Genomic DNA, 21,070 nt, shown 5'->3' with positions numbered 1-21,070 from the left:
GCGGGCGCGTAGCGTTCGAAACCATGTCCGACTCCACCAGCACCCTCAAAGCCACCCTCCGCGCCGACATGACCACCGCCATGAAGGCCAAGGACACCCTGCGTCTGAAGACGCTGCGGATGGTCCTCGCCGCCATCCAGACCGAGGAGGTGGCAGGCAAGGAAGCCCGCGAACTCAGCGACGACGAAGTCCTCAAGGTGCTCGCCAAGGAGTCGAAGAAGCGCGGCGAGGCCGCCGAAATCTACACCGAGAACGGACGCGGGGAGCTTGCCGCGAACGAGCGTGCCGAAGCGCAGGTCATCGACGGCTACCTGCCCACACCGCTCACCGACGCCGAACTGGCCGACGTCGCCGACACCGCCATCGCCCAGATTGCCGAGGAGCTTGGCGAACGCCCGGGCATGAAGCAGATGGGCCAGGTCATGAAGGCCGCCACCGCCCTCGCCGCAGGCAAGGCCGACGGCTCCCGGATCTCGAAGGCCGTCAAGGACCGCCTCTAGGAGCGCTGCGCGCCTGTGTGCGAATTTTCCCGCGGGGGAAATTCACACACAGGCGGCCCCGCTACCGGGGCAGAGGCAGGAGCGGTAGCGCGGGCAGGTTGGGCAGCTGGATCTGAATCTGGCCCGGGCCCGGGGCGGGAGAAGCCGGCGTCGTCGCCGGAGCCGCCCGCAGCGTGCCGTCACTGACATAGAGCGTGACCGACGACCCGGGCACCGCGGACCCGGCGGGCGACGAGCTGAGCACCGTGCCCTTCGAGCCGTCCCCCGCGGTCGAGACCGCGTTCACGCCGAATCCGGCCGCCTTGAGGGCCGCGGTCGCCTGCGACTCGCTCATCCCCGCGACCTCCGGAACCTGCGCGTTCTGCGAGCCGCGCTGGTACTTCGGATCGATCGGGGGCAGTTCGGTGGGACCGAACTGATCGGCGATCGGCTTCATCGCCTTGAACCAGGCCTGAGCGGGTTCGTTGCCGCCGTAGACGTTGCCGTCGCCGCACTGTCGCAGTGGCGAGGTGCAGATCTCCCGCGGCGTGGGGGAGTCCGCGTACACGTACACGGCGGCCGCCAGGTTGTTCGTGAAGCCCATGAACGCCGACGACATGTGCGACTCGGTGGTGCCGGTCTTGCCCGCCATCGGCAGTGTCCACCCGTTCGCGCCCGCAGCCGCCGCGGACGTGCCGCCCGGCTTGTCGTCCTTGCTCATCGCGTTGGCGAGGGTGTCCGCCAGGCCCGGCTCGACGACCTGTTCGCACGCCTGCTGGGTGATCGAGACGGGCTTGCCGTACCGGTCGTAGATCGAGTCGATCGGTGTCGGCGGGCACCACTTGCCGTGCGAGGCCAGGGTCGCGGCGACGTTCGACAGCTCGAGCGGGTTGATCCACGTGGGACCGAGGGTGAACGAGCCGAGGTTCTGCTGTTTCTGCATGTCGGCCAGCGACTGGCCGTCGCCGTAGCCGGACGTGCCCGGCTGCGCGTACGACCGCATGCCCAGCCGCACGGCCATGTCGACCGTCGGGGTCACCCCGACCGACTCGATCAGCTTGACGAACGCCGTGTTCGGCGACTGTGCGAGCGCATCGGTGACCGACAGCGCCGCCGGGTACTTGCCTGCGTTCTCGACGCAGTAGGTGGCGGCGGGGCAGCCCCGCGCGCCGCCGTTGCCCATTCCCTTCACGTCGACCCGTGACGGCACCTGCAGGACCGCGCTGGTGCCGAGACCCTTCTCCATCGCCGCAGCGGTGGTGAACACCTTGAAGATCGACCCCGCGCCGTTGCCGACCAGGGAGTAGGGCTGCGGCTGCACGGTCTCGTTGATCGCGCCGTTGAGGCCGTAGTTGCGGCTGCTGCTCATCGCAAGCACGCGGTGCTGGTCCTGGCCGGGGTGGATGACGTTCATCACCTGGGCGACGCCGTCGATGTCCGGCCGGGCGGTCGCGGTCAGGGCGGCGTGCGCGGAGTCCTGCACGGAGGGGTCGAGGGTGGTCTTGATCAGCATGCCGCCCTTCTCGACCTGTTCGCGGCTGATGCCCGCGTTCGCCAGGTACTGCAGGGCGTAGTCGCAGAAGAATCCGCGGTCACCGGCGGCGATGCAGCCGCGTGGCAGCGACTTCGGTTCCGGTAGCACCCCGAGCGGCTCCTGCTTCGCCGCGCGGATCTCGTCGGCCCGGTCCGGGATGTTGACGATCATCGTGTCCAGCACGGTGTTGCGGCGCTCGAGCACGCCTTCCGGGTTGGTGTACGGGTTCAGCGCCGAACTGGACTGGACCATGCCTGCCAGCATCGCGGACTGGGTGAGGTTCAGGTCCTTGGCGTCGATGCCGAAATACGTCTGTGCGGCGTCCTGGATGCCGAAGGACGCGTTGCCGAACGGGACCAGGTTCAGGTACCGGGTGAGGATCTCGTCCTTGGTGAGCTTCTTGTCCAGCGTCAGCGCCATCCGGATCTCACGGATCTTGCGTGCCGGCGTCGTCTCGATCGCGGCGCGGCGCTCGGCGTCGGTCTTCGCGACAACCAGCAGCTGGTAGTTCTTCACGTACTGCTGGTCGATGGTCGAGGCGCCCTGCTGGACCTGACCGCTGGTGGTGTTGGTGAGGAAGGCCCGCACCGTGCCCTGCCAGTCGACCCCCTTGTGGTCCGCGAAGCGGCGGTCCTCGACAGAGACGATCGCCAACTTCATGTCGTTGGAGATCTTGTCGCTCGGAACCTCGAATCGGCGCTGCTCGTACAGCCACGCGATGGGGTTGCCCTCGACGTCGACCATCGTCGACACCGCGGGCACGTCACCCTCGACCAGTTCGGCCGAGACGTTGTCGACTGTGTCGGCGGCGCGGTTCGAGACCATGCCGAACCCGCCCGCCAGGGGGAACATCACACCCGCAAGGAGGGCGCCGGCCAGGGCCGTGCATCCAGCGAGTTTCGCGACTGTTTTTGCGATGGGCACTACGACAGGGTACGTGTCCTGTGTGCTCCCGCTCCCAGAGCAACCAGCCGATTCGATCTGGATGCACGTCCGTACCAAAAAAGTGGGTCGGGCATCTTGCGCAGACCGTTATACATTGCCTAAATTGTGACCCAGTGTGATTCAGATAACACTAGATCGGGAATGTGGTGCGTCTCGCCCATGCTAGGGCGGATGCGGGCACTTTCCGGAGCGTCAGCGAGGGCGACGCTTGTACTGCAGGAGGGGCAGAAGATGACCGTGACCACCCCGGGTCGCCGGTTGGACGTTGAAGAGGCTGAGGCGCGCATTGCGTGGGTTACGCAGGCACGATGCCGCACGGTCGATCCTGATCAGTTGTTCGTTCGCGGAGCCGCGCAGCGCAAGGCGGCCACCATCTGTCGGCACTGCCCGGTGCTGATGCAGTGTGGAGCGGACGCGCTGGACAACAGGGTCGAATTCGGAGTGTGGGGCGGCATGACCGAGCGTCAGCGCCGCGCACTCCTCAAGCAGCACCCCGAGGTGGAGTCGTGGGCCGACTTCTTCTCGGCACAGCGAAACCAGGCGTCTGTCGTCTGAATCCCTGTCATCCGAACGGATGAATCTTCGGCCGCCGGCCGGGATCTGACACTCAGGTCCCGGCCGGTGTGCTGTGTGCGGCGGTCGCGGTGGCGACATCACGGCTCGTGCATGCGGAAATCCGCGAAATCGAACCCCGGTACCACGACGCAGCCGACCAGTGCCGCCTCGTCGCCGACCGGCTCGGCGCGCTGCCAGTGTCCGGGCGGCACCACCAGTTGCGGGTGCTGTCCGGCGGCGACGTCGGGGCCGAGGAGCCGGCTCTCCGGCCGGCCGGGTGCGGGGCCGTCTCCGCCGAGGTCGAGTCGTAGTGGGCTCCCGCGGTGGTGGAACCACAGTTCCGCACCGCGCACGGTGTGCCAGGCGGATCGCTGGCCGGGCAGGAGCAGGAAGAGGATCGCCGTGCCTGCCGCCCGGTCGCCGGGATAGCCGTCGGGCAGTGCCGACGCGGGGAGTGTGGTGTCGCTGCGCCAGGTCTCGCGGTACCAGCCGCCTTCGGGGTGGGGTACCAGGTTCAGGTGCTCCGCCCACGCGGGTGGCTGGGTCATCCGGTGATCCTCGCAGCTCGACCCGGTTCGTGCAGCGCAGTCGTCGCCTCCGAAGAGTATGCTTGCCGATAGGCAACTATCTTCGGAGGCGCACACCCGTGACCCATCTCCCCACCGAGGACGAGATCACCCGGCTCAAGATCGCACTGGCCCGCATCTCCCGGATCGTCGATCGTCGCGTGTCCGGAGGTGGGCTCACCCGCACGCAGCTGTCGGTGCTCGGCACCGCCGCCCGGCTCGGACCGCTCGGTCTCGGCGCGCTCGCCGAGACCGAGGGACTGAACCCAACCATGCTCTCGCGGGTGGTCGGCAAGCTCGAGGGGGACGGCCTGCTCCGGCGCAGCGCCGACCCCGCGGACCGGCGCGCGGCCCGGGTGCAGGTCACCGAGGACGGGGAGGCACTGCACCGCCGGCTGCGCAGTGAGCGCACCCAACTGTTCGCCGACGCCCTCGGTCGCCTGCCCGACGAGGACGCCGACGCGGTGGTCGCGGCGCTGCCCGCCATCGAGGCGCTGGCCCGGGAGATCGCGACGACCGCGTCGTGACCACCCTCGCCGAGTTCCGCCGCGACACGTTCTCCTCGCTGGCCGTCCCCAACTACCGGATCTACTTCGGCGGTCAGGCGGTGTCGATGATCGGCACCTGGATGCAGTCCGTCGCACAGTCCTGGCTGGTGCTGCAGCTGACCGGGTCGGGCACCGCGCTGGGATCGGTGGTGGCACTGCAGACCCTGCCGGTGCTGCTGTTCGGTCCCTACGGCGGCGTCGTCGCGGACCGGCTCGACAAGCGCAAGCTCATGATCGGCCTGCAGACGATGATGGGTCTGCTTGCCCTGATCCTGGGCGTGCTCACGGTCACCGACACCGTCGAGCTGTGGCACGTGTACGTGCTCGCGTTCCTGCTGGGTCTGAACAACAGCTTCGAAAACCCCGCCCGCCAGTCCTTCGTGCTCGAGATGGTCGGGCCCGAGGATCTGCGCAACGCCGTCAGCCTCAACTCGGTGCTGGTCAACGCCGCGCGCGCGATCGGTCCCGCGATCGCGGGCCTCGTCATCGCCACCGGCGGACTCGGCATCTGTTTCCTGCTCAACGCACTCAGCTTCGTCGCCGTGGTGGCGTCCCTGGTTCGGCTCGACGTCGCCGCGCTGCGCCCGTCCCCGCCGGCGCCCCGCGAACCCGGGCAGCTGCGGGAGGGCCTGAGCTACGTCGCCCGCACACCGGGCCTGCTCGTGCCGCTGCTGATGATGGCGCTGGTCGGCTGCCTCGCCTACGAGTTCCAGGTGGTCCTTCCCGTACTCGCCCGGGACACGTTCGGCGGCGACGCCAGCGTGTACGGGTTCATGACCGCCGCGATGGGGGTCGGTGCGGTGCTCGGCGGCCTGTTCGTCGCGGCCCGCGGACGGACCGGAATCCCGGCACTGATCGCGTCGGCGGCCCTGTTCGGCGTCGTCATCGGCGCGGCGGCACTCGCCCCGACGTTGTGGCTCGCGCTGGTGCTCCTGGTCTGCGTGGGCGCCGCCAGCGTCGGGTTCCTGTCGGTCGGCAACAGCACCCTGCAACTCGAGGCGGCGCCGCACATGCGCGGGCGGGTGATGGCGTTGTGGTCGGTGGCGTTCCTCGGGTCCACCCCGGTCGGCGGGCCGATCGCCGGTGCGGTCGCCGAGCACTTCGGCGGACGGGTGGGCCTGCTGATGGGCGCGGTCGCGTGTCTGGTCGCCGCCGGACTGGGCACCCTCGTGGTCCGGCGCGACCGTCGGACCGAGCCGGAACCCGCCCCGGTGCCCGAGCCCGTCAGCCCCGACCGGTCAGCTGATCGGCAACCGCCCGCAGCGCCTCCAGATCGGACACCTCGAACGGAAGCGACGGCACCCCGACCACCGGAACCCGCGGATGCGCCCCGGTGAACCGGCCCAGCAGGCGCAGCTCGCGCTGAGCGGTCCGGGCGCGCTCCGCGTGGATCCGCAGGACGGCCACGGTCATCGGGTGCTCGCCCCGCTTCTTGAGCACATCGGCAGCCGCGACCGCGTGATCGGCCGGTAGCGCGCTCAGCGTCGGGTGGGTTCGGTTGAGGACCAGGCCCGCGAGGGGCATCCCCTCCGAGGAGAGCCGCTCGACGAAGAACGAGGCTTCCCGCAGGGCGTCCGGCTCCGCGGTGGCGACGACGACGAAATGCGTGCCCTGCGCGCGCAGCAGTTCGTATGTGTGCGCGGCCCGTTCCCGGAACCCGCCGAACATCGACTCGAACGACTGCACGAACGCCGAGGCATCCGAGAGCATCTGGCTGCCGACGATCGTCGAGACCGCCCGCAGCGCCAGCCCCATCGCGCCGGTGACCAGGCGCCCGATCCCGCGTCCCGGCGCCGACAGCAGCCGGATCATCCGTCCGTCGAGGAAGGATCCGAGTCGTTGCGGCGCGTCGAGGAAGTCCAGCGCGTTGCGCGACGGCGGCGTGTCCACGACCACCAGATCCCACTCGTCGCTGGCGGCGAGTTGGCCGAGCTTCTCCATCGCCATGTACTCCTGCGTCCCGGAGAACGAGGTGGCGACGGTCTGGTAGAAGGGGTTCGCCAGGATCTGCTGCGCCTTCTCCGGGGAGGAGTGCTCGAGCACCATGTCGTCGAAGGTGCGGCGCATGTTCAGCATCATCGCGTGCAGTTCGCCGGTCGCGCCCGGTCCGAGCTGCACCGGCTGCGGCGTGTTGTCCAGGTCCTGCACCCCCAGGGCCTGGGCCAGCCGACGGGCCGGGTCGATCGTCAGCACGACCACCCGCCTGCCCTCCTCGGCGGCGCGCAACGCCATCGCCGCCGCCGTCGTCGTCTTCCCGACGCCACCGGATCCGCAGCAGACCACGATCCGCGCGGCCGGATCGGTGAGGATCGCGTCGACGTCGAGTGCCGCGGTCATCGGACGCCCTGCTCGGCGAGCTGCTCGGCCAGCTCGTAGAGCCCGCCGAGGTCGACTCCGTCGGTCAACGCGGTCAGGTGCAGCCGGGCCACGTCGAGCTTGTCGAGTTCGACCGCGCTGTCGTCCTGGGCGGCCAGCGTCGACGCGTGCTCGATCGTCTCGGTGAGCAGTCCCGCGAAGTCGTCGTCGGAGAGGGTGATCCCGACCGCGTCGAGGCCGGCACGGACGGCGGCGGCGTCGACGGTGCCCGCCGCGGCGGCCGCCATCGTGTCCGGCGGCAGATACGCGGTGTTGGAGCGGTTGACGATCACCGTGCCCAGGCGCAGGTCGGCGCCCTCGAGTTCCTCGACCGCGTCCGCGGTCTCCTGCACGGGCAACGCCTCGAGCAGCGTCACCAGGTGCACCATCGTCTCGTCCGAGTGAAGCAGCCGCACCACGCCCTCCGACTGCGAATGCACCGGGCCGCCCTTCGCGAGATCGGACATCGCCTTCGTCACGTCCAGGAAGCTACCGATCCGGCCCGTCGGCGGGGAATCGACCACCACCTCGTCGTAGACGGGCACCCCGTTGCGGTCGGAACGGACGACGCACTCCTTGATCTTGCCGGTGACCAGCACGTCGCGCAGGCCCGGCGCAAGGGTGGTCGCGAACTCGATCGCGCCCATGCGTTTCATCGCGCGGCCGGCGAAGCCCAGGTTGTAGAACATGTCCAGGTATTCGAGGAAGGCGGTCTCGATGTCGAGGGCCAGCGCGAACACCTCGCCACCGCCGTCCGCGGTGGCGATCTTGGTCTCGGTCGGCGGCAACGGTGGGACGTCGAAAAGCTGCGCGATGCCCTGCCTGCCCTCCACCTCCACGAGCAGCACTCTCCGGCCGCCCGCGGCCAGGGCCAGCGCCAACGCCGCCGCAACGGTCGACTTTCCGGTTCCGCCCTTGCCGGAGACGAAATGCAGCCGGGCCTTGTCGGCCTTGGCCGGCCACTCGTAGGCGGGTGCGTTCGCAGGTGCTGCCACTCCCCGAGCCTATAAGTCGCGGCCGTGAATCGTTGTGCGACCGGCCCCTGACACGACGGCGCAGGGCGGCGGGCGCGGGCACTAGGCTCACCGGCATGAGCGAATTGACTACGTGGGAGTACGCGACCGTCCCGCTGCTGACCCATGCGACCAAGCAGATCCTCGATCAGTGGGGCGGGGACGGCTGGGAGCTCGTCACCGTGCTGCCCGGCCCGACGGGCGAGCAGCACGTGGCCTACCTCAAGCGTCCGAAGGGCTGAGCGCGATGGCGGACTGGAAGGCGCGGCTGGCCGATCTCGGTGTCGCACTGCCCGCGGTGGCCGCACCCGTCGCGGCATATGTGCCTGCGGTGCGGACCGGTGATCTCGTGTACACGTCCGGTCAGTTGCCGTTCGTCGACGGTTCGCTGCCGGTCACGGGCAAGGTCGGTGGGCCGGTCGACGCGGATACCGCGAAGGAGGCCGCCCGCACCTGTGCGCTGAACGCGCTGGCCGCGATCGACGCCCTGGTCGGGCTCGATTCGGTGGTCCGCGTCGTCAAGGTGGTCGGATTCGTCGCGTCCGCCGAGGGGTTCACCGGGCAGCCGGGCGTCGTCAACGGCGCGTCCGAGTTCCTCGGCGAGGTGTTCGGGGATGCCGGCGTGCACGCGCGCTCCGCGGTCGGGGTCGCGGAGCTGCCGCTGGGCGCCCCGGTCGAGGTGGAGCTCATCGTCGAGGTCCGCTGACCGGCAACGACTCTCGTCGGCCCGTCCACTGCACACAGGTGGGCGGGCCGACGTCGTCTCCGCTCCGGACCGCGCAGCACCGGAGGGCCGAGGAGGCCGGAATCCGCGTCCGTAGAGTGTGCCCATGACCCTCGGACATCCGGCTTACGCCCAACTGCGACAGGTCACCCCGATCGCGGCGGTGATGTTGGAGAACAACCCCGGGATGATGACCCTCGACGGCACCAACACCTGGATCCTCCGAGCACCGGGGCGGGAGGAGTGCGTGGTCGTCGACCCCGGCGAGGCCGACGAGGAGCACCTGCGGCGGGTCGCGGAGGTCGGGCCGGTCGCGCTGACCTTGATCACCCATCGGCACCACGACCACACCGACGGCATCGACCGATTCGTCGAGATGACCGGCAGTCCGGTGCGCGCCGTCGACCCGTCGCTGCGCAGACACACCGACGCCGGCCTGCCCGACGGGGAGCTGATCGAGGAGGTCGGGCTCGCGATCCGGGTACTGCGGACCCCCGGGCACACCAAGGACTCGACGTCCTTCGTGATCGAGGGGGAGGGGTCGGTGCTCACCGGCGACACCATCCTCGGTCGCGGCACCACCGTCCTGGACTCGACCGACGGCGATCTCGGCGACTACCTCTCGTCGTTGCGGTCGCTGATCGACCTGGGTTCCGGTCGGACGGTGCTGCCCGGGCACGGGCCGGACCTGCCCGACGTGCAGGCGGTCGCCGAGCAGTACCTGGCGCATCGAGAGGAGCGGCTCGAGCAGGTTCGGTCCGCGCTCGAGGTTCTGGGCGACGACGCCGCCGTCCGCACGGTGGTCGAGCACGTGTACTCCGATGTCGACCCGAAGCTGTGGCCGGTGGCCGAGCAGTCGGTGCGCGTGCAGCTCGACTACCTGCGACGCTGACTTCGCGATCCCGCACAGCGAGATTCGCAGAAAATGTGTGGGACATCACAGAAACGCTGTTGGTCGACGAATGTGCGCTGGTGGGGGCGGTGTCGCTCGAACGGAGGACGCCGCGGGCCCGGGTGGTGCGGGTTTCTCGGGCTGCGGGAGGTCGTGAGGGACGGTACATATCTGTCCGGCATCGCATTGCGTTGCGGTGCGTAACCCCCTCACAAACGCAAGGAGCAGTACACGTGGGATCCCTCGAAAACCTCGCTGACGAGAACGGCATCGTGCAGCTGATCGGCATGTTCGGCACCATCTTCCAGCTCGATCTCGGCAGCTCCGACAACGGCGGCACCCCCGCCTGAGTGCTGTCCCCACATCGTCGGCGGTGAGTGCGTGAGGGTGCCCCGAGGGGGGCGGTAGTTCGAGCACACGATCCGGCCGTCGAACAGCAGAAGGGCCCCAGTCCCAGCCCGGGACCGGGGCCCTTCTCCTGTCCAGGGTGCCTCGAGCGGGACCCGGCGGCATGTGCGGTCGGTCGGCCGCGGTCCGACGAAAAGAGCCGCCCACCCCGACAGCGGGGTGGGCGGCTCTCTCTTGCGTCTGCGCTGTGTCAGCGGGCGCGCCGCGCGAGACGCTCGGAGTCGGAGATGAGGACGCTCTTGCCCTCCAGCCGGATCCAGCCGCGGTGGGCGAAGTCCGCCAGCGCCTTGTTCACGGTCTCGCGGGAGGCGCCGACGAGCTGGGCGATCTCCTCCTGGGTGAGGTCGTGGGTGACGCGCAGGGAGCCGCCCTCCTGGGTGCCGAACCGCTGGGCCAGCTGCAGCAGCGCCTTCGCCACACGGCCGGGAACGTCGGTGAAGATCAGGTCGGCCAGGTTGTTGTTGGTCCGGCGCAGGCGGCGGGCGAGAACCCGAAGCAGCTGCTCGGCGATCTCGGGCCGCTGGTCGATCCACGACTTGAGGGCGTCGCGGTCCATGCTCACCGCCCGCACGTCGGTGACCGTGGTGGCCGTCGACGTGCGCGGACCCGGGTCGAAGATCGAGAGCTCACCGAACATGTCGGAGGGGCCCATGATCGTCAGCAGGTTCTCGCGGCCGTCGGGGGAACGGCGTCCGAGCTTGATCTTGCCGGACACGATGATGTACAGGCGGTCGCCCGGCTCACCCTCGTTGAAGATGACGTGCCCACGGGGGAAATCGACGGGCTGTAGCTGCTTGACCAGCGCGGCAACCGCCGAGGGCTCGACTCCCTGGAAGATACCGGCTCTGGCCAGGACCTCGTCCACGTGCGCTCCTTCATCGGAAAAATCGGTGTGGTGGGCGCCACCCTGTGGGGCGGACGTCCACCGGCTCGGCACGTGTGGACGTGCCGACTGTTCGTTGACTTCGATCGAAGTCTATCGTCCCGAACTCGAACAGTAGTGATCGGCGCCACGCCCTGCGCGTCGAGCGAATGCCGGGTACCCGGTCGCAGCGGAGCTCGCGGTCAGCTGGCGCGTCGTTCGGTCAGGTCTTCGTGGTCGTCGAGGGCCCCCCGCCTGCGGCGGAGGTGGAAGCGGGCCAGCGCCCGAGGCAGTCCCTCTTGAGCGAGGGTGGCCACCTCCGCGTGGCTCGCCTTGTCGAGGAATTCCTCCACCTCCTGCTCACGCACCGTGAGCCGGCGCAGCCGGAATTCCACCCGCTCCGTCGCCAGCGCAAACAGCATGAGCAGCACTGGGAAGAGCACCACAGCGAGACCTTGCATACGGGGCAGTAAACACCGCCAATGTCTCAGAAGCGAAACGATGCGACGGCGGGTGTCGGGGCCGTCCGTAGAGTTGGACGGGTGTCGACCACTGTTTCCCAGACCCCGGCGAGGGGCCGCGCGGCGTCGCCCGCCGGGGGCCCGAAGCGGGACGAGACCCGGCTCGGTCTCGTCCGCCGGGCACGCCGGATGAACCGGCGCCTCGCGGAGGCGTTCCCGCACGTCTACTGCGAGCTCGATTTCAGCACCCCGCTCGAGTTGTCGGTGGCGACGATTCTGTCCGCGCAGTGCACTGACGTGCGGGTTAACCAGGTGACGCCGGCCTTGTTCGCCCGGTATCGGACGGCTGCCGACTACGCCGGAGCCGATCGGGCGGAGCTCGAGGAGTACATCCGAACGACCGGCTTCTACCGCAACAAGGCGAACTCGATCATCGGGCTCGGGCGGGCTCTGGTGGAACGATTCGACGGCGAGGTTCCGGGGAACATGACCGATCTGGTCAGCCTGCCCGGGTTCGGTCGCAAGACCGCGAACGTCGTCCTCGGGAACGCCTTCGATGTGCCGGGAATCACCGTCGACACCCATTTCGGGCGCCTGGTGCGGCGGTGGGGCTGGACCGCCGAGGAGGACCCCGTCAAGGTCGAGCGCGCGGTCGGCGAACTGATCCCTCGGAAGGAGTGGACCCTGCTCTCGCACCGGGTGATCTTCCACGGGCGGCGGGTCTGCCACGCGAAGAAGCCGGCCTGCGGGGTGTGCGTCCTGGCGAAGGACTGCCCGTCGTACGGCGCCGGACCGACCGATCCGAGTGTTGCCGCCGCTTTGGTCAAGGGACCCGAGACCGAACACCTCCTCGACCTGGCGGGTCGGTGAACCGGGGCGTGCACATCTCGAACACGGGCCGGTGGAGCCTGGCTGCCCTTGTCGTGGTCGCCGCGCTGGCGGTCGCGATCTGGCCACGCGGAGGCGACGAGCCCACGACCCGCAGTTACGCCGACTACCGGAGCGGCGGTGCCACGCCGTCCGCGGTCGAACGGGTCGCCGGTGACACCGACGAGGCGCTGGCCGGTCCGCGGGCCGCGGCGGCGCTGGCTCCCTGCCCGACGCCCGTCCCCGGTACCACCGCGTCCGGGCCGCTTGCCGGCATCGAGCTCGGTTGCATCGGCGACGGCGGCCGGATCGACGTCGGCGCCGCCCTGGCCGGCAAGCCCGCACTGGTGAACCTGTGGGCCTACTGGTGCGGTCCGTGTGCGAAGGAACTGCCCGCGCTCGACGAGTACGCGCGCCGGGCCGGCGACGCGGTGACGGTGTTGACGGTCCATCAGGACCCCAAGGAGGGAAATGCGTTGTCCGCGCTGACCGAGTACGGCGTCCACCTGCCCGGCGTCCAGGACGGGGCGGGGCGGATCGCGGCCGCGGTCGGGGCACCGAAGGTGCTGCCCGTCACCGCGCTCGTCCGCGCTGACGGCACGGTCGCGGCCGTGCTGCCGCAACCGTTCGACGACGCCGACCAGATCGCCGCCGCGGTCCGCGAGCACCTGGGTGTCGTGTCGTGACCCGAACCGAGCATCCCGCCCCGGAATGGCTGCAGCGTGTCGTCACGTTGCCGCCCGGCGACGACCACGCGATCAACCCCGTCCTGCGCCGGCGCGCCCCCAGCGGGGCGAAGGTGCGGGACGCGTCCGTCCTGGTTCTGTTCGGCGGTTCGGAGGAGGCCGATCCGGTCAGCCTCGGCGGGCTGCCGGAGAACGCGGACGTGCTCCTGACCCAGCGCGCGGCGACGCTGCGCCAGCACAGCGGCCAGGTCGCCTTCCCCGGTGGTGCCGCCGACCCCGAGGACGACGGGCCCATCGCGACGGCCTTGCGTGAGGCGGAGGAGGAGACCGGTCTCGACCCGTCAGGTGTCCGATCGCTGGCGGTTCTGCCCGGGATCTTCGTGCCGCCGTCCGGTTTCGACGTCACGCCCGTGGTGGCCTACTGGGACCGGCCCACTCCGGTGCGTCCGGTCGACCATGCCGAAACCGCCCGGGTCGCGCGAGTGCCGGTCCGGTCCCTGCTGGACCCCGAGAACCGGTTCATCGTCGAGCACCGGCTCGGCTACCGGGGGCCGGCGTTCCAGATCGACGGTTTCCTCATCTGGGGTTTCACCGCAGGCGTCCTCGCGGGGCTGATCGCGGTCTCAGGGTGGGAGATCGAGTGGGACCGCCGTGACGTGCGGGATCTCGACGTGACGCTCGCCGAGCTCGATGCCGGTGTGGTGGAGGTGCACGAGCGGTGACGGGGTCGACCTGGATCGATATCGCCGTCCTGGCCATCGCGGTGCTCGCCGCGACGTCGGGGTGGCGGCACGGCGCGGTGGCGTCCGCCCTGGCCTTCCTCGGTGTGGTCCTCGGTGCGGTCGCCGGCATCCTCATCGCCCCACACGTGCTCGTGCACGTCGACGGGGGACGGGCCCGCGTGCTGGTCGGGATCCTGCTGATCATCGGGTTGGTGATCGTCGGTGAGGTGGCGGGCATGGTGCTCGGCCGCGCCGCCCGCGGAAGTATGCACAGCCCGGTCGCCCGGTCCGTCGACAGTGTCGTCGGGGCGGGTCTGCAGGGCGCCGCGGTGCTCGTCGCGGCGTGGCTGCTGGCGATCCCGCTGACGGCGTCGTCGCAGCCCGAGGTCGCCGCTGCGGTTCGTGGGTCGAAGGTGCTCACCCAGGTCGACGACGTGGCGCCGGACTGGATGCGCCGGCTGCCGAGCGATTTCTCGGCGCTGCTCGACACGTCCGGGTTGCCGGACGTGATCGGCCCGTTCGGCCGCACCCCGATCGCGGTCGTGGATCCCCCGAACGCGGCGATCGCGCAGGGCCCGCTCGCGGCCCGGCTGCAGCCGAGCGTGCTGCGGGTGCGAGGGGTGGCACCGAGCTGCCAGCGTGCGCTGGAGGGGTCCGGGTTCGTCGTTGCGCCCGAGCGAGTGATGACGAACGCCCACGTCGTGGCAGGTACGAGCCAGGTGGTCGTCGACGGCGCGGACGGCCCGCTCGACGCGACCGTCGTCCTGTTCGACCCGAAGGTGGATGTCGCGGTGCTCGACGTGCCGGGTCTCGACGCCGAGGCGCTGCAGTTCGCGCCCGAGCCCGCCGAGTCCGGCTCCGACGCCCTGGTGCTCGGGTATCCGGGCGGCGGCCCGTTCACGGCCAGCGCCGCGCGGATCCGCGAGACGTTGGACCTGAGCGGACCCGACATCTACCGGGCCTCCGACGTCACCCGCGAGGTCTACACGGTGCGTGGGTCGATCAGGCAGGGCAACTCGGGCGGGCCGCTGGTCGACGACCAGGGCCGCGTCCTCGGCCTGGTGTTCGGCGCGGCCGTCGACAACAGCGACACCGGGTTCGCGCTGACCGCAGCCGAGGTGTCCCGCCAGCTCGAGCAGTCCGGCTACGCCGCCGATTCCGTCGACACCGGCGCCTGCATCCTCTAGCGCGGCCGCGCCGCCCCAGAGTGATCCTCACCCTTCGCGGGGTGAGGATCACTCACGGGCGGGGAGCGCCTCGATCAGTGCGGCGGTCACGTTGTCGGGGCGTTCCCAGTGCGGGTAGTGACCCGCACCGGGAACGGTGTGCAGGTGTCGGTGCGGTGCCCAACGGGTGTCCGAGCGCAACGTCGACCGCAGCACGTAGGGGTCGGCATCGCCGTGAATCTGCAGTACCGGGACGCGGAGCGGCTGGTCCATCGCGGTCATGAACCGTCGGCCGTCGGGTCGCCACTGGCTGCGGAACGCCCAGCGCTGATACTCGAGGCCGCAGTGCGCGGCGCCGGGGATCTGGATGGCCGAGCGGGATCGCGCCAGGATCTCGTCGAACTCACCGCCGGTCGTCCGACCTGCCGGTCCGCTGCGACGGCGGAGCAGGCGCTCGACCTCCGCGCCGTCGTCGCGGGTCAGGCGCCGCTCGGGTCGCCACGGCAGCTGACAGGCGAGGAACGACGGCAGAAACGCGGATCGTTGCGCCCGTTTCCGAATGACCGCCCGCTTGAGAGCGATCGGATGCGGGGAGGCGATCAGCGCGATGGACCGCACCACCCGCGGATGCAGGACGGCGGTCGCCCAGCAGACGAGCCCGCCGTCCGCGTGGCCGACCAGCGTCGCCTCGGTGTGCCCCAGGGCCCGGATCAGCCCGGCCACGTCTCCGGCGAGGGTCCAGCCGTCGTAGCCGCGGGGCGGCTTGTCGGTGTCCCCGTAGCCGCGCAGGTCCAGTGCCACGGTGTGGTATCCGGCGTCGGCGAGCGCGGTCAGCTGGTGGCGCCAGGTCCACCAGAAGTCCGCGAACCCGTGCAGCAGCACCACCAGCGGCGCGTCGGGTTCGGTCGGTCCGGCCTCGACGGCGTGGAAGCGGATGCCGTTGGCGCGCACGTCACGGTGCCGCCATGGTCCGTCGAGGCGGACGGTCGACGGGTCGGGAGCATTCACGGCGACGTCGCGTCAGGGTGTGGTGCGGCGGGCGTACTCGCCGGGGGTGTATCCGCCGGAGCCGGTCGTGGACTCGGACGTGGTCGGCAGCACGGACGCGGCCTGACGCAGCGAGTCGATGGTCTTCTCCGGCGCCCGGAGTTTGCGGACCCGGAGGTACCCGAACAGTGCCAGCACCCCGGTGACCACCAGCATCAGAAGGAACACGATCAGGAAGGCCAGCCAGCGGGCGACCCAGAGGTCGAGCAGTTCGGCGAGGAAGAAGAAAAAGAAGAACGCGCTGAACACCAGCACGGCGAGCGCAAGGATGAAGAACAGCGACCCCTGCAGGCCCTTCTTCACCTCACCGGTCACCTCCGCCTTGGCCAGCTCGACCTCGGCCCGGACCAGGGTGGAGACCTGCGCGGTCGCGTCTTTGACCAGGTTGCCGATGCTGGCGGTGCCGGGGGCGTGTGCGTCGACATCGGTCAGCGGGATCGACGAGATGGTGTTCGGCACCCCGTTTCCGGTCCTGCCGGTGCGGTCGCTGATGCTCACGTCGTAGCCCCTCCGTTGTCGTCGCCTCGTGGCCGGTGATCGATGGCGGCACGCGCCTGGTGGACGCGTCCCCGGCGCAACAGTAGCGCCGACCCGATCAGTGACGCAGCCAAGGAGGTGAGCAGGACCGCGACCTTGGCCTTGTCCTGTTCCGCGCCCTCGAGTGCGAGTTCGGTCACCAGAAGGCTAACGGTGAATCCGATCGCGCCGAGCACCGACAGCGCGAACATGTCTCGAAATCCGAGTCCGGTCGGTTTGACGGCGATGCCGAAACGCACCGCCACCCACGACACCCCGAAGATTCCGGTGATCTTCCCGAGGAACATTCCGAGGATGATCGCGAGCGTCAGCCGGTCGGTCAGCAGTGTCCCGAGGACGTCGCTGTTGATCGGCACGCCCGAGGCGAACAGCGCGAACAGTGGCACGCACAGTCCGGCGGACCAGGGCTGGAGGCGGTGCTCGAGGCGCACCGCCGGGGCGTCGGCTTCACCGGGGTCGGGCCGCACCCGGGTCAGGACGCCGAGCAGGACGCCGGCGATCGTGGCGTGGATCCCCGCCTGGTGCACGCAGTACCAGGTCAGCAGCGCGAGTGGGACGTACAGCCACGGGCTGGTCAGCCTGCGGTGCTGGGCGAACCAGTAGCCGGCGGCGCATGCCAGGGCGCCGAGCAGCCAGGCGAAGGCGATCGTCGTGGTGAACACGGTGGCGATGATGGCGATGGCGAGCAGGTCGTCGACGACTGCGAGGCTGAGCAGGAACACTCGTGCACCCGCCGGGATTCGTGACCCAGTCAGGGCGAGGACGCCGAGGGCGAATGCGATGTCGGTCGCGACGGGAATCGCCCAGGCCTGCTCGATCCCGGGCGTGCCCCACCCGACGGCGAGGGTTATCAGTGCCGGGGTGATGACACCGCCGACCGCGGCGACGATCGGTAACAGGGCCTTCTTGCGATCTGAGAGTTCGCCCACGACCAGTTCGCGTTTGAGCTCGAGGCCGGCGACGAAGAAGAAGATCGCGAGCAGACCGTCCTGAACCCAGGCTCCGACCGTCAGGTGCAGGTGGAGTGCCTCGGGGCCGATCTGGAAGTCGCGCAGGCCCGTGTATGCGGCCGCCCACGGGGAGTTCGCCCAGATCAGCGCGATCGCGGCGGCCGCAAGCAGGATCGAACCGCCGATGGTTTCGGTCCGCAGGTAGCGGGACAGTTCGGAGCGCAGTGTCTGGATCAAGGTCTCTCCTGGTACGGGCATGCAGGGGCACGTGCCGACCAGACTTCCCGGCGCTCCGAGTGGATTTTATCGCGACCTTGACGGTGCTCGGTGCAACGACCCCACCAAGATCATTTTGCTTTGCTAACTACTTCGGTGGTGAAATTCCTAGGAGATGGACGCGAAGTGTCCACATATTGGAATCGATAGTGAGTTCGTGCAGGAGCCGGCCCGATGACCCAGACCCGAGACGATGCGATCCCGACCACCGAGGAAAAGGTGGAGGCCGTTCCACGCAGCCGCATCGTGGTGGCCAGCATGGTCGGCACGTCGATCGAGTTCTACGACTTCTACGCGTACGCGACCGCCGCCGTCTCGGTGTTCCCGCACCTGTTCTTCCCGAAGGGCAACGACACCACCGCGTTGCTCGCATCGCTCGCGACGTTCGGTCTGGCCTTCGTGGCGCGGCCGCTCGGTTCGGTCCTCTTCGGGCACTACGGCGACCGGATCGGTCGCAAGGCCACTCTCGTCGGTTCGCTGCTGACGATGGGCATCGCCACCTTCGTCATCGGCTTGCTGCCGACCTACCACGCCGCAGGCATTCTGGCCCCTGCGCTGCTCGCGTTGATGAGGTTCTGCCAGGGCCTCGGCCTCGGTGGCGAATGGTCGGGTGCCGCACTGCTCGCGACCGAGACCGCGAAGCCCGGCAAACGGGCGTGGGCGGCGATGTGGCCGCAGCTCGGTGCGCCGATCGGCTTCTTCCTCGCCAACGGGCTGTTCCTGATCATCACGCTGTTCATGAACCACGACAACGGCGACCCCGATCTGGCCGGCGCGTTCCTGTCCTGGGGCTGGCGGATCCCGTTCCTGCTCAGCGCGGTCATGGTGATCCTGGGCCTCTACGTCCGGCTGCGGCTCGAGGAGACACCGGTCTTCGCTCGGGCCGTGGAACGGGGGGAGAAGGTCAAGACCCCGCTTGCGACCGTGTTCAAGACCAGCTGGCGTCAGCTGATCATCGGCACCTTCGTCATGCTCGCGACGTACACGCTCTTCTACATCATGACCACCTGGGTGCTCAGCTTCGGGACCGGGAAGACCGCCGCGGAGGGCGGTACCGGCCTCGGTTTCAAGTACTCGGATTTCCTTGTCCTGCAACTGGTCGCGGTGTTCTTCTTCGCCGCCGGCGTGCCGATCACCGGCTGGCTGTCGGATCGCTTCGGCCGTCGGGTGGTGCTGCTCGTGGTCACCGCCGTGATCATGGTCTTCGGCCTGTCGTTCTCCGTGCTGCTCGGCGCGGAGGGCATGGGTGAAGGCCGGATGCTGCTGTTCCTGATCATCGGAATGTTGTTGATGGGCTTCACCTTCGGGCCGATGAGCGCGGTGCTCCCGGAACTGTTCCCGACCAACGTCCGGTACACCGGCTCCGGCATCGCCTACAACACCTCCAGCATCCTCGGTGCGGCGGTCGCGCCGTTTATCGCCACGTGGCTGGCCACCACCTACGGCGTCGGCTGGGTCGGCATCTACCTGCTCGTCGTTGCCGCACTGACCTTCGTGGCGCTGCTGGTGATGCGCGAGACCAAGGACGAGTCCCTCGACGACGTGAAGTAGTCCCGCTTCGTCAACGGCCGTGGTCAGGCGCCCTCGGGGAACTGCTGGACACAGCTGGTCCGCGGAGCCTGGTACGGGTTGGGCTCCGTGCGCCCGCCGCAGGACCGGCCGTACCGGTTGTAGGTCTGCCACATTGTCTCGGACGCCTTGAGCGTGGTCTGGGTCGTGAGGCTGTCACACGCCTGCATCGACCCGGCCTCGCAGCGTTCGGCGAGGTAGTGGAAGTACCAGTAGCCCCCGCTCGGAGCCGCCGTCGGGGCGGGGAGGCCGGCCGCCGCGGCGCTGGAGTAGGGCGCACCGAGCCCGAGGAGGATCGCGGCCGCGACCGCACAAAGGCGGCCGGCGGAACGGGTGAGTGCGGACATGGCTGACGCTCCCTTCGGTGAAGGGCCTGCCGAAGCGGGTCCGGTTCGTCAACCGAGCGAGCGGTCCACCGTGGTTCCTCGTGCCTGTGGCTTCACGTGCCGGTTCGCGTGTCGTGATGCGGTCGGCGTGCACGGTTGTCGCAGCTCTCGAAGCCTATTACCCGGTCTCGAGGGACGACAAGGTTTACCTGGTTAGAGTCCGGGAGCGGCAGCGGGCAGCAGGATCGAGAAGTGGTCGTGGACCATTTCGTCCACGGGGTTGTCCTGCACGTCCCGGGTCTGCCGCGCCCCGGCGCGGTCATGCGCGAGTCGAGCGAACGCGTCGGCCACGGATTGCAGGACATAGGGCGGCGCGATCACCCGCCCGAAGTGATTCATCGCGACCAGTGAGACCTCGTCCTTCATCGCAGCGAGGCGTGCGGTGCTCGCGGCGAAGTCGGCCAGGTCCGAATCCGGCTCGTGCGCGTAGATCGGTCCCGAGTTGACCGTGTCCCCTCCGAACAGCACTCCGGTGCGGTCGTCGTGCAGGCAGATGCTGTCCGGTGTGTGGCCGGGGGTGTGCAGGATCCGAACCGTGCGATCACCCAGGTCGATGGTCTCGTCGTCGGTGACGGTGCCCGACGGTCGGGGCGGCCGGACCGTCCACGCCGACCGGTCCAATCCGCGGGGGAGTGCGGCCGGCTCACTGTCCACGTCGAACAGGTGCAGGTAGTCGTGGTCGACATCGCGCACCGATGCGGCGGCACGAACGACGCGGTCGTTGTGGTCCAGATAGGCATCGAGGTCGGCTCGATCGGGAGGCGTCGCCAGCGCGGGGAGGCCGGAGGAATGGATGCGGACGTCGTCGAACTCGTGATTGCCGCCGACATGGTCGAAGTGATGGTGCGAGTTGACGACGACGACCGGAGCCGGCGTGAGCTGTTCGATCACCGGTCGGAGGGGGACGAAGCCCATTCCGGTGTCGAGCAGTAGGGCCCGCTCCGAACCGGCGATCAGCCACATCGTGACGTGGCCGGGCTCGGTGATGCTCCAGATGCCGTGCGCAACGGGGCTGACGCGATGCCAGTCGGTCATGGTTCTCCTGTCCGCGGGGCGTGCCGGGCCGGCTCCGCGACACGCGTTCATGGTGACGCGCACCACCATTCCCGTCCAGGGTGCCCCTCTCGTCGCCGCCGACCACGCACTTTCCGCGCCGTCATCGCTGTGACCAGGCGATTTGCGGGAGCGCGGTCGATCACGTAACTTTTGTCGAGTCAGAGCGACACGGACACCGACTCCGCCCCCCCGGGTGAGAGCAAACGAGGTTGGACGAAGGCGCCTGGCGAATCCAGAAGTTTTAGACAGTGATACTGTCTTGGCTTCGACCGCCTTCCGGTTGTGAGTTTCCCGGTTTTGACCGGGTCACTGCGATGGGTTAGGCTGGAACAGTTGCCCCGGAGCGACCGAGAGATAATCTCGGAAGTGATGGTGTGTGCGTGTTCTTTGAGAACTCAACAGTGTGCCGATGAATGTCAGTGCCAAATTATTTGGTACTCCACTCCATCATTTGTATGGGGTGGGT

Annotated in this window: 23 protein-coding genes; 12 read left to right on the top strand and 11 right to left on the bottom strand. The window is 69.2% G+C overall.

What is annotated here, in order from left to right:
- Window positions 1-23 precede the first annotated feature (23 nt).
- Window positions 24-500 (top strand): GatB/YqeY domain-containing protein, encoded by a 477-nt coding sequence (locus tag ACWEPG_RS24885; RefSeq protein ID WP_450114882.1) that lies wholly within the window; start codon window positions 24-26, stop codon window positions 498-500.
- 61 nt (window positions 501-561) lie between these two features.
- Here the strand turns inward: ACWEPG_RS24885 and ACWEPG_RS24880 are convergent, their stop codons facing one another.
- Entirely contained in the window at window positions 562-2,937 is a 2,376-nt protein-coding gene (locus ACWEPG_RS24880) for a penicillin-binding protein (protein ID WP_452595568.1), read from the bottom strand.
- Between the two features lie 252 nt (window positions 2,938-3,189).
- Between ACWEPG_RS24880 and ACWEPG_RS24875 the strand changes: the two genes are divergently transcribed.
- Window positions 3,190-3,513 carry a WhiB family transcriptional regulator gene (locus ACWEPG_RS24875; protein WP_450114883.1) on the top strand — a complete coding sequence of 108 codons (324 nt, stop codon included), beginning with the start codon at window positions 3,190-3,192 and terminating at the stop codon, window positions 3,511-3,513.
- A 98-nt stretch (window positions 3,514-3,611) separates the two neighbouring features.
- Here the strand turns inward: ACWEPG_RS24875 and ACWEPG_RS24870 are convergent, their stop codons facing one another.
- On the bottom strand, window positions 3,612-4,061 hold the full coding sequence (locus ACWEPG_RS24870) for a cupin domain-containing protein (protein WP_452595567.1): 450 nt from the start codon (window positions 4,059-4,061) through the stop codon (window positions 3,612-3,614).
- A 98-nt stretch (window positions 4,062-4,159) separates the two neighbouring features.
- Between ACWEPG_RS24870 and ACWEPG_RS24865 the strand changes: the two genes are divergently transcribed.
- Window positions 4,160-4,606 carry a MarR family winged helix-turn-helix transcriptional regulator gene (locus ACWEPG_RS24865; protein WP_450114885.1) on the top strand — a complete coding sequence of 149 codons (447 nt, stop codon included), beginning with the start codon at window positions 4,160-4,162 and terminating at the stop codon, window positions 4,604-4,606.
- Window positions 4,603-5,964, top strand: a complete 1,362-nt coding sequence (locus ACWEPG_RS24860; protein ID WP_452595566.1) for an MFS transporter — start codon at window positions 4,603-4,605, stop codon at window positions 5,962-5,964. Before ACWEPG_RS24865 ends, ACWEPG_RS24860 begins: the two co-directional genes overlap by 4 nt.
- Here the strand turns inward: ACWEPG_RS24860 and ACWEPG_RS24855 are convergent.
- Both ACWEPG_RS24855 and ACWEPG_RS24850 read right to left on the bottom strand, forming a co-directional pair.
- Window positions 5,852-6,964 (bottom strand): ArsA family ATPase, encoded by a 1,113-nt coding sequence (locus tag ACWEPG_RS24855; protein WP_452595565.1) that lies wholly within the window; start codon window positions 6,962-6,964, stop codon window positions 5,852-5,854. The two genes, ACWEPG_RS24860 and ACWEPG_RS24855, sit on opposite strands and share 113 nt — an antisense overlap.
- The gene (locus ACWEPG_RS24850; RefSeq protein WP_450114888.1) at window positions 6,961-7,977 is read right to left on the bottom strand and encodes an ArsA family ATPase; all 1,017 of its coding nucleotides are present in this window, start codon (window positions 7,975-7,977) and stop codon (window positions 6,961-6,963) included. The genes ACWEPG_RS24855 and ACWEPG_RS24850 overlap by 4 nt, the downstream gene beginning before the upstream one ends.
- Before the next feature lie 95 nt (window positions 7,978-8,072).
- Between ACWEPG_RS24850 and ACWEPG_RS24845 the strand changes: the two genes are divergently transcribed.
- From ACWEPG_RS24845 to ACWEPG_RS24835, 3 genes are all read left to right on the top strand, one after another.
- Window positions 8,073-8,237, top strand: coding sequence for a DUF4177 domain-containing protein (locus ACWEPG_RS24845; RefSeq protein WP_085999530.1), 165 nt, complete (start codon window positions 8,073-8,075; stop codon window positions 8,235-8,237).
- 5 nt (window positions 8,238-8,242) lie between these two features.
- The gene (locus ACWEPG_RS24840) at window positions 8,243-8,701 is read left to right on the top strand and encodes a RidA family protein (protein ID WP_450134156.1); all 459 of its coding nucleotides are present in this window, start codon (window positions 8,243-8,245) and stop codon (window positions 8,699-8,701) included.
- Between the two features lie 124 nt (window positions 8,702-8,825).
- On the top strand, window positions 8,826-9,611 hold the full coding sequence (locus ACWEPG_RS24835) for an MBL fold metallo-hydrolase (RefSeq protein ID WP_450114890.1): 786 nt from the start codon (window positions 8,826-8,828) through the stop codon (window positions 9,609-9,611).
- Window positions 9,612-10,209: 598 nt separating this feature from the next.
- Here the strand turns inward: ACWEPG_RS24835 and ACWEPG_RS24830 are convergent.
- Entirely contained in the window at window positions 10,210-10,884 is a 675-nt protein-coding gene (locus tag ACWEPG_RS24830; protein ID WP_007536532.1) for a Crp/Fnr family transcriptional regulator, read from the bottom strand.
- Window positions 10,885-11,084: 200 nt separating this feature from the next.
- Complete coding sequence (locus tag ACWEPG_RS24825) at window positions 11,085-11,342, bottom strand: hypothetical protein (RefSeq protein ID WP_452595564.1); 258 nt, start codon at window positions 11,340-11,342, stop codon at window positions 11,085-11,087.
- A gap of 189 nt (window positions 11,343-11,531) precedes the next feature.
- On the opposite strand from ACWEPG_RS24825, the gene nth reads away from it, so the two are divergent.
- Genes nth through marP form a run of 4 tightly spaced genes read left to right on the top strand, consistent with a single transcriptional unit; the run spans window position 11,532 to window position 14,804 of the window.
- Window positions 11,532-12,212: an endonuclease III gene (nth, locus tag ACWEPG_RS24820; protein ID WP_450114910.1), complete on the top strand. Its 681-nt coding sequence runs from the start codon at window positions 11,532-11,534 to the stop codon at window positions 12,210-12,212.
- An 8-nt stretch (window positions 12,213-12,220) separates the two neighbouring features.
- Window positions 12,221-12,895, top strand: a complete 675-nt coding sequence (locus ACWEPG_RS24815; protein ID WP_450134157.1) for a TlpA family protein disulfide reductase — start codon at window positions 12,221-12,223, stop codon at window positions 12,893-12,895.
- On the top strand, window positions 12,892-13,617 hold the full coding sequence (locus ACWEPG_RS24810; protein ID WP_450134158.1) for an NUDIX hydrolase: 726 nt from the start codon (window positions 12,892-12,894) through the stop codon (window positions 13,615-13,617). Before ACWEPG_RS24815 ends, ACWEPG_RS24810 begins: the two co-directional genes overlap by 4 nt.
- A complete protein-coding gene (gene marP, locus ACWEPG_RS24805) occupies window positions 13,614-14,804 on the top strand; it encodes an acid resistance serine protease MarP (RefSeq protein ID WP_452595563.1) in 1,191 nt (396 codons plus the stop codon). The genes ACWEPG_RS24810 and marP overlap by 4 nt, the downstream gene beginning before the upstream one ends.
- A 48-nt stretch (window positions 14,805-14,852) precedes the next feature.
- Here marP and ACWEPG_RS24800 read toward each other — a convergent pair whose 3' ends face one another.
- Genes ACWEPG_RS24800 through nhaA form a run of 3 tightly spaced genes read right to left on the bottom strand, consistent with a single transcriptional unit; the run spans window position 14,853 to window position 17,554 of the window.
- Window positions 14,853-15,791, bottom strand: a complete 939-nt coding sequence (locus ACWEPG_RS24800) for an alpha/beta fold hydrolase (protein WP_452595562.1) — start codon at window positions 15,789-15,791, stop codon at window positions 14,853-14,855.
- 12 nt (window positions 15,792-15,803) lie between these two features.
- Window positions 15,804-16,328: a phage holin family protein gene (locus tag ACWEPG_RS24795; RefSeq protein ID WP_450134161.1), complete on the bottom strand. Its 525-nt coding sequence runs from the start codon at window positions 16,326-16,328 to the stop codon at window positions 15,804-15,806.
- A complete protein-coding gene (gene nhaA, locus ACWEPG_RS24790) occupies window positions 16,325-17,554 on the bottom strand; it encodes a Na+/H+ antiporter NhaA (protein WP_452595561.1) in 1,230 nt (409 codons plus the stop codon). The genes ACWEPG_RS24795 and nhaA overlap by 4 nt, the downstream gene beginning before the upstream one ends.
- A gap of 213 nt (window positions 17,555-17,767) precedes the next feature.
- On the opposite strand from nhaA, the gene ACWEPG_RS24785 reads away from it, so the two are divergent.
- On the top strand, window positions 17,768-19,144 hold the full coding sequence (locus ACWEPG_RS24785; RefSeq protein ID WP_452595560.1) for an MFS transporter: 1,377 nt from the start codon (window positions 17,768-17,770) through the stop codon (window positions 19,142-19,144).
- 23 nt (window positions 19,145-19,167) lie between these two features.
- On the opposite strand, the gene ACWEPG_RS24780 is transcribed toward ACWEPG_RS24785, so the two are convergent.
- Both ACWEPG_RS24780 and ACWEPG_RS24775 read right to left on the bottom strand, forming a co-directional pair.
- Window positions 19,168-19,509, bottom strand: a complete 342-nt coding sequence (locus tag ACWEPG_RS24780; protein ID WP_450134164.1) for a hypothetical protein — start codon at window positions 19,507-19,509, stop codon at window positions 19,168-19,170.
- A gap of 192 nt (window positions 19,510-19,701) precedes the next feature.
- Entirely contained in the window at window positions 19,702-20,583 is an 882-nt protein-coding gene (locus tag ACWEPG_RS24775) for an MBL fold metallo-hydrolase (RefSeq protein ID WP_452595559.1), read from the bottom strand.
- Window positions 20,584-21,070: the final 487 nt, after the last annotated feature.

It is taken from the genome of Rhodococcus sp. NPDC004095 (assembly GCF_053604015.1).
This window is presented reverse-complemented; position numbering and strand designations above follow the sequence as displayed.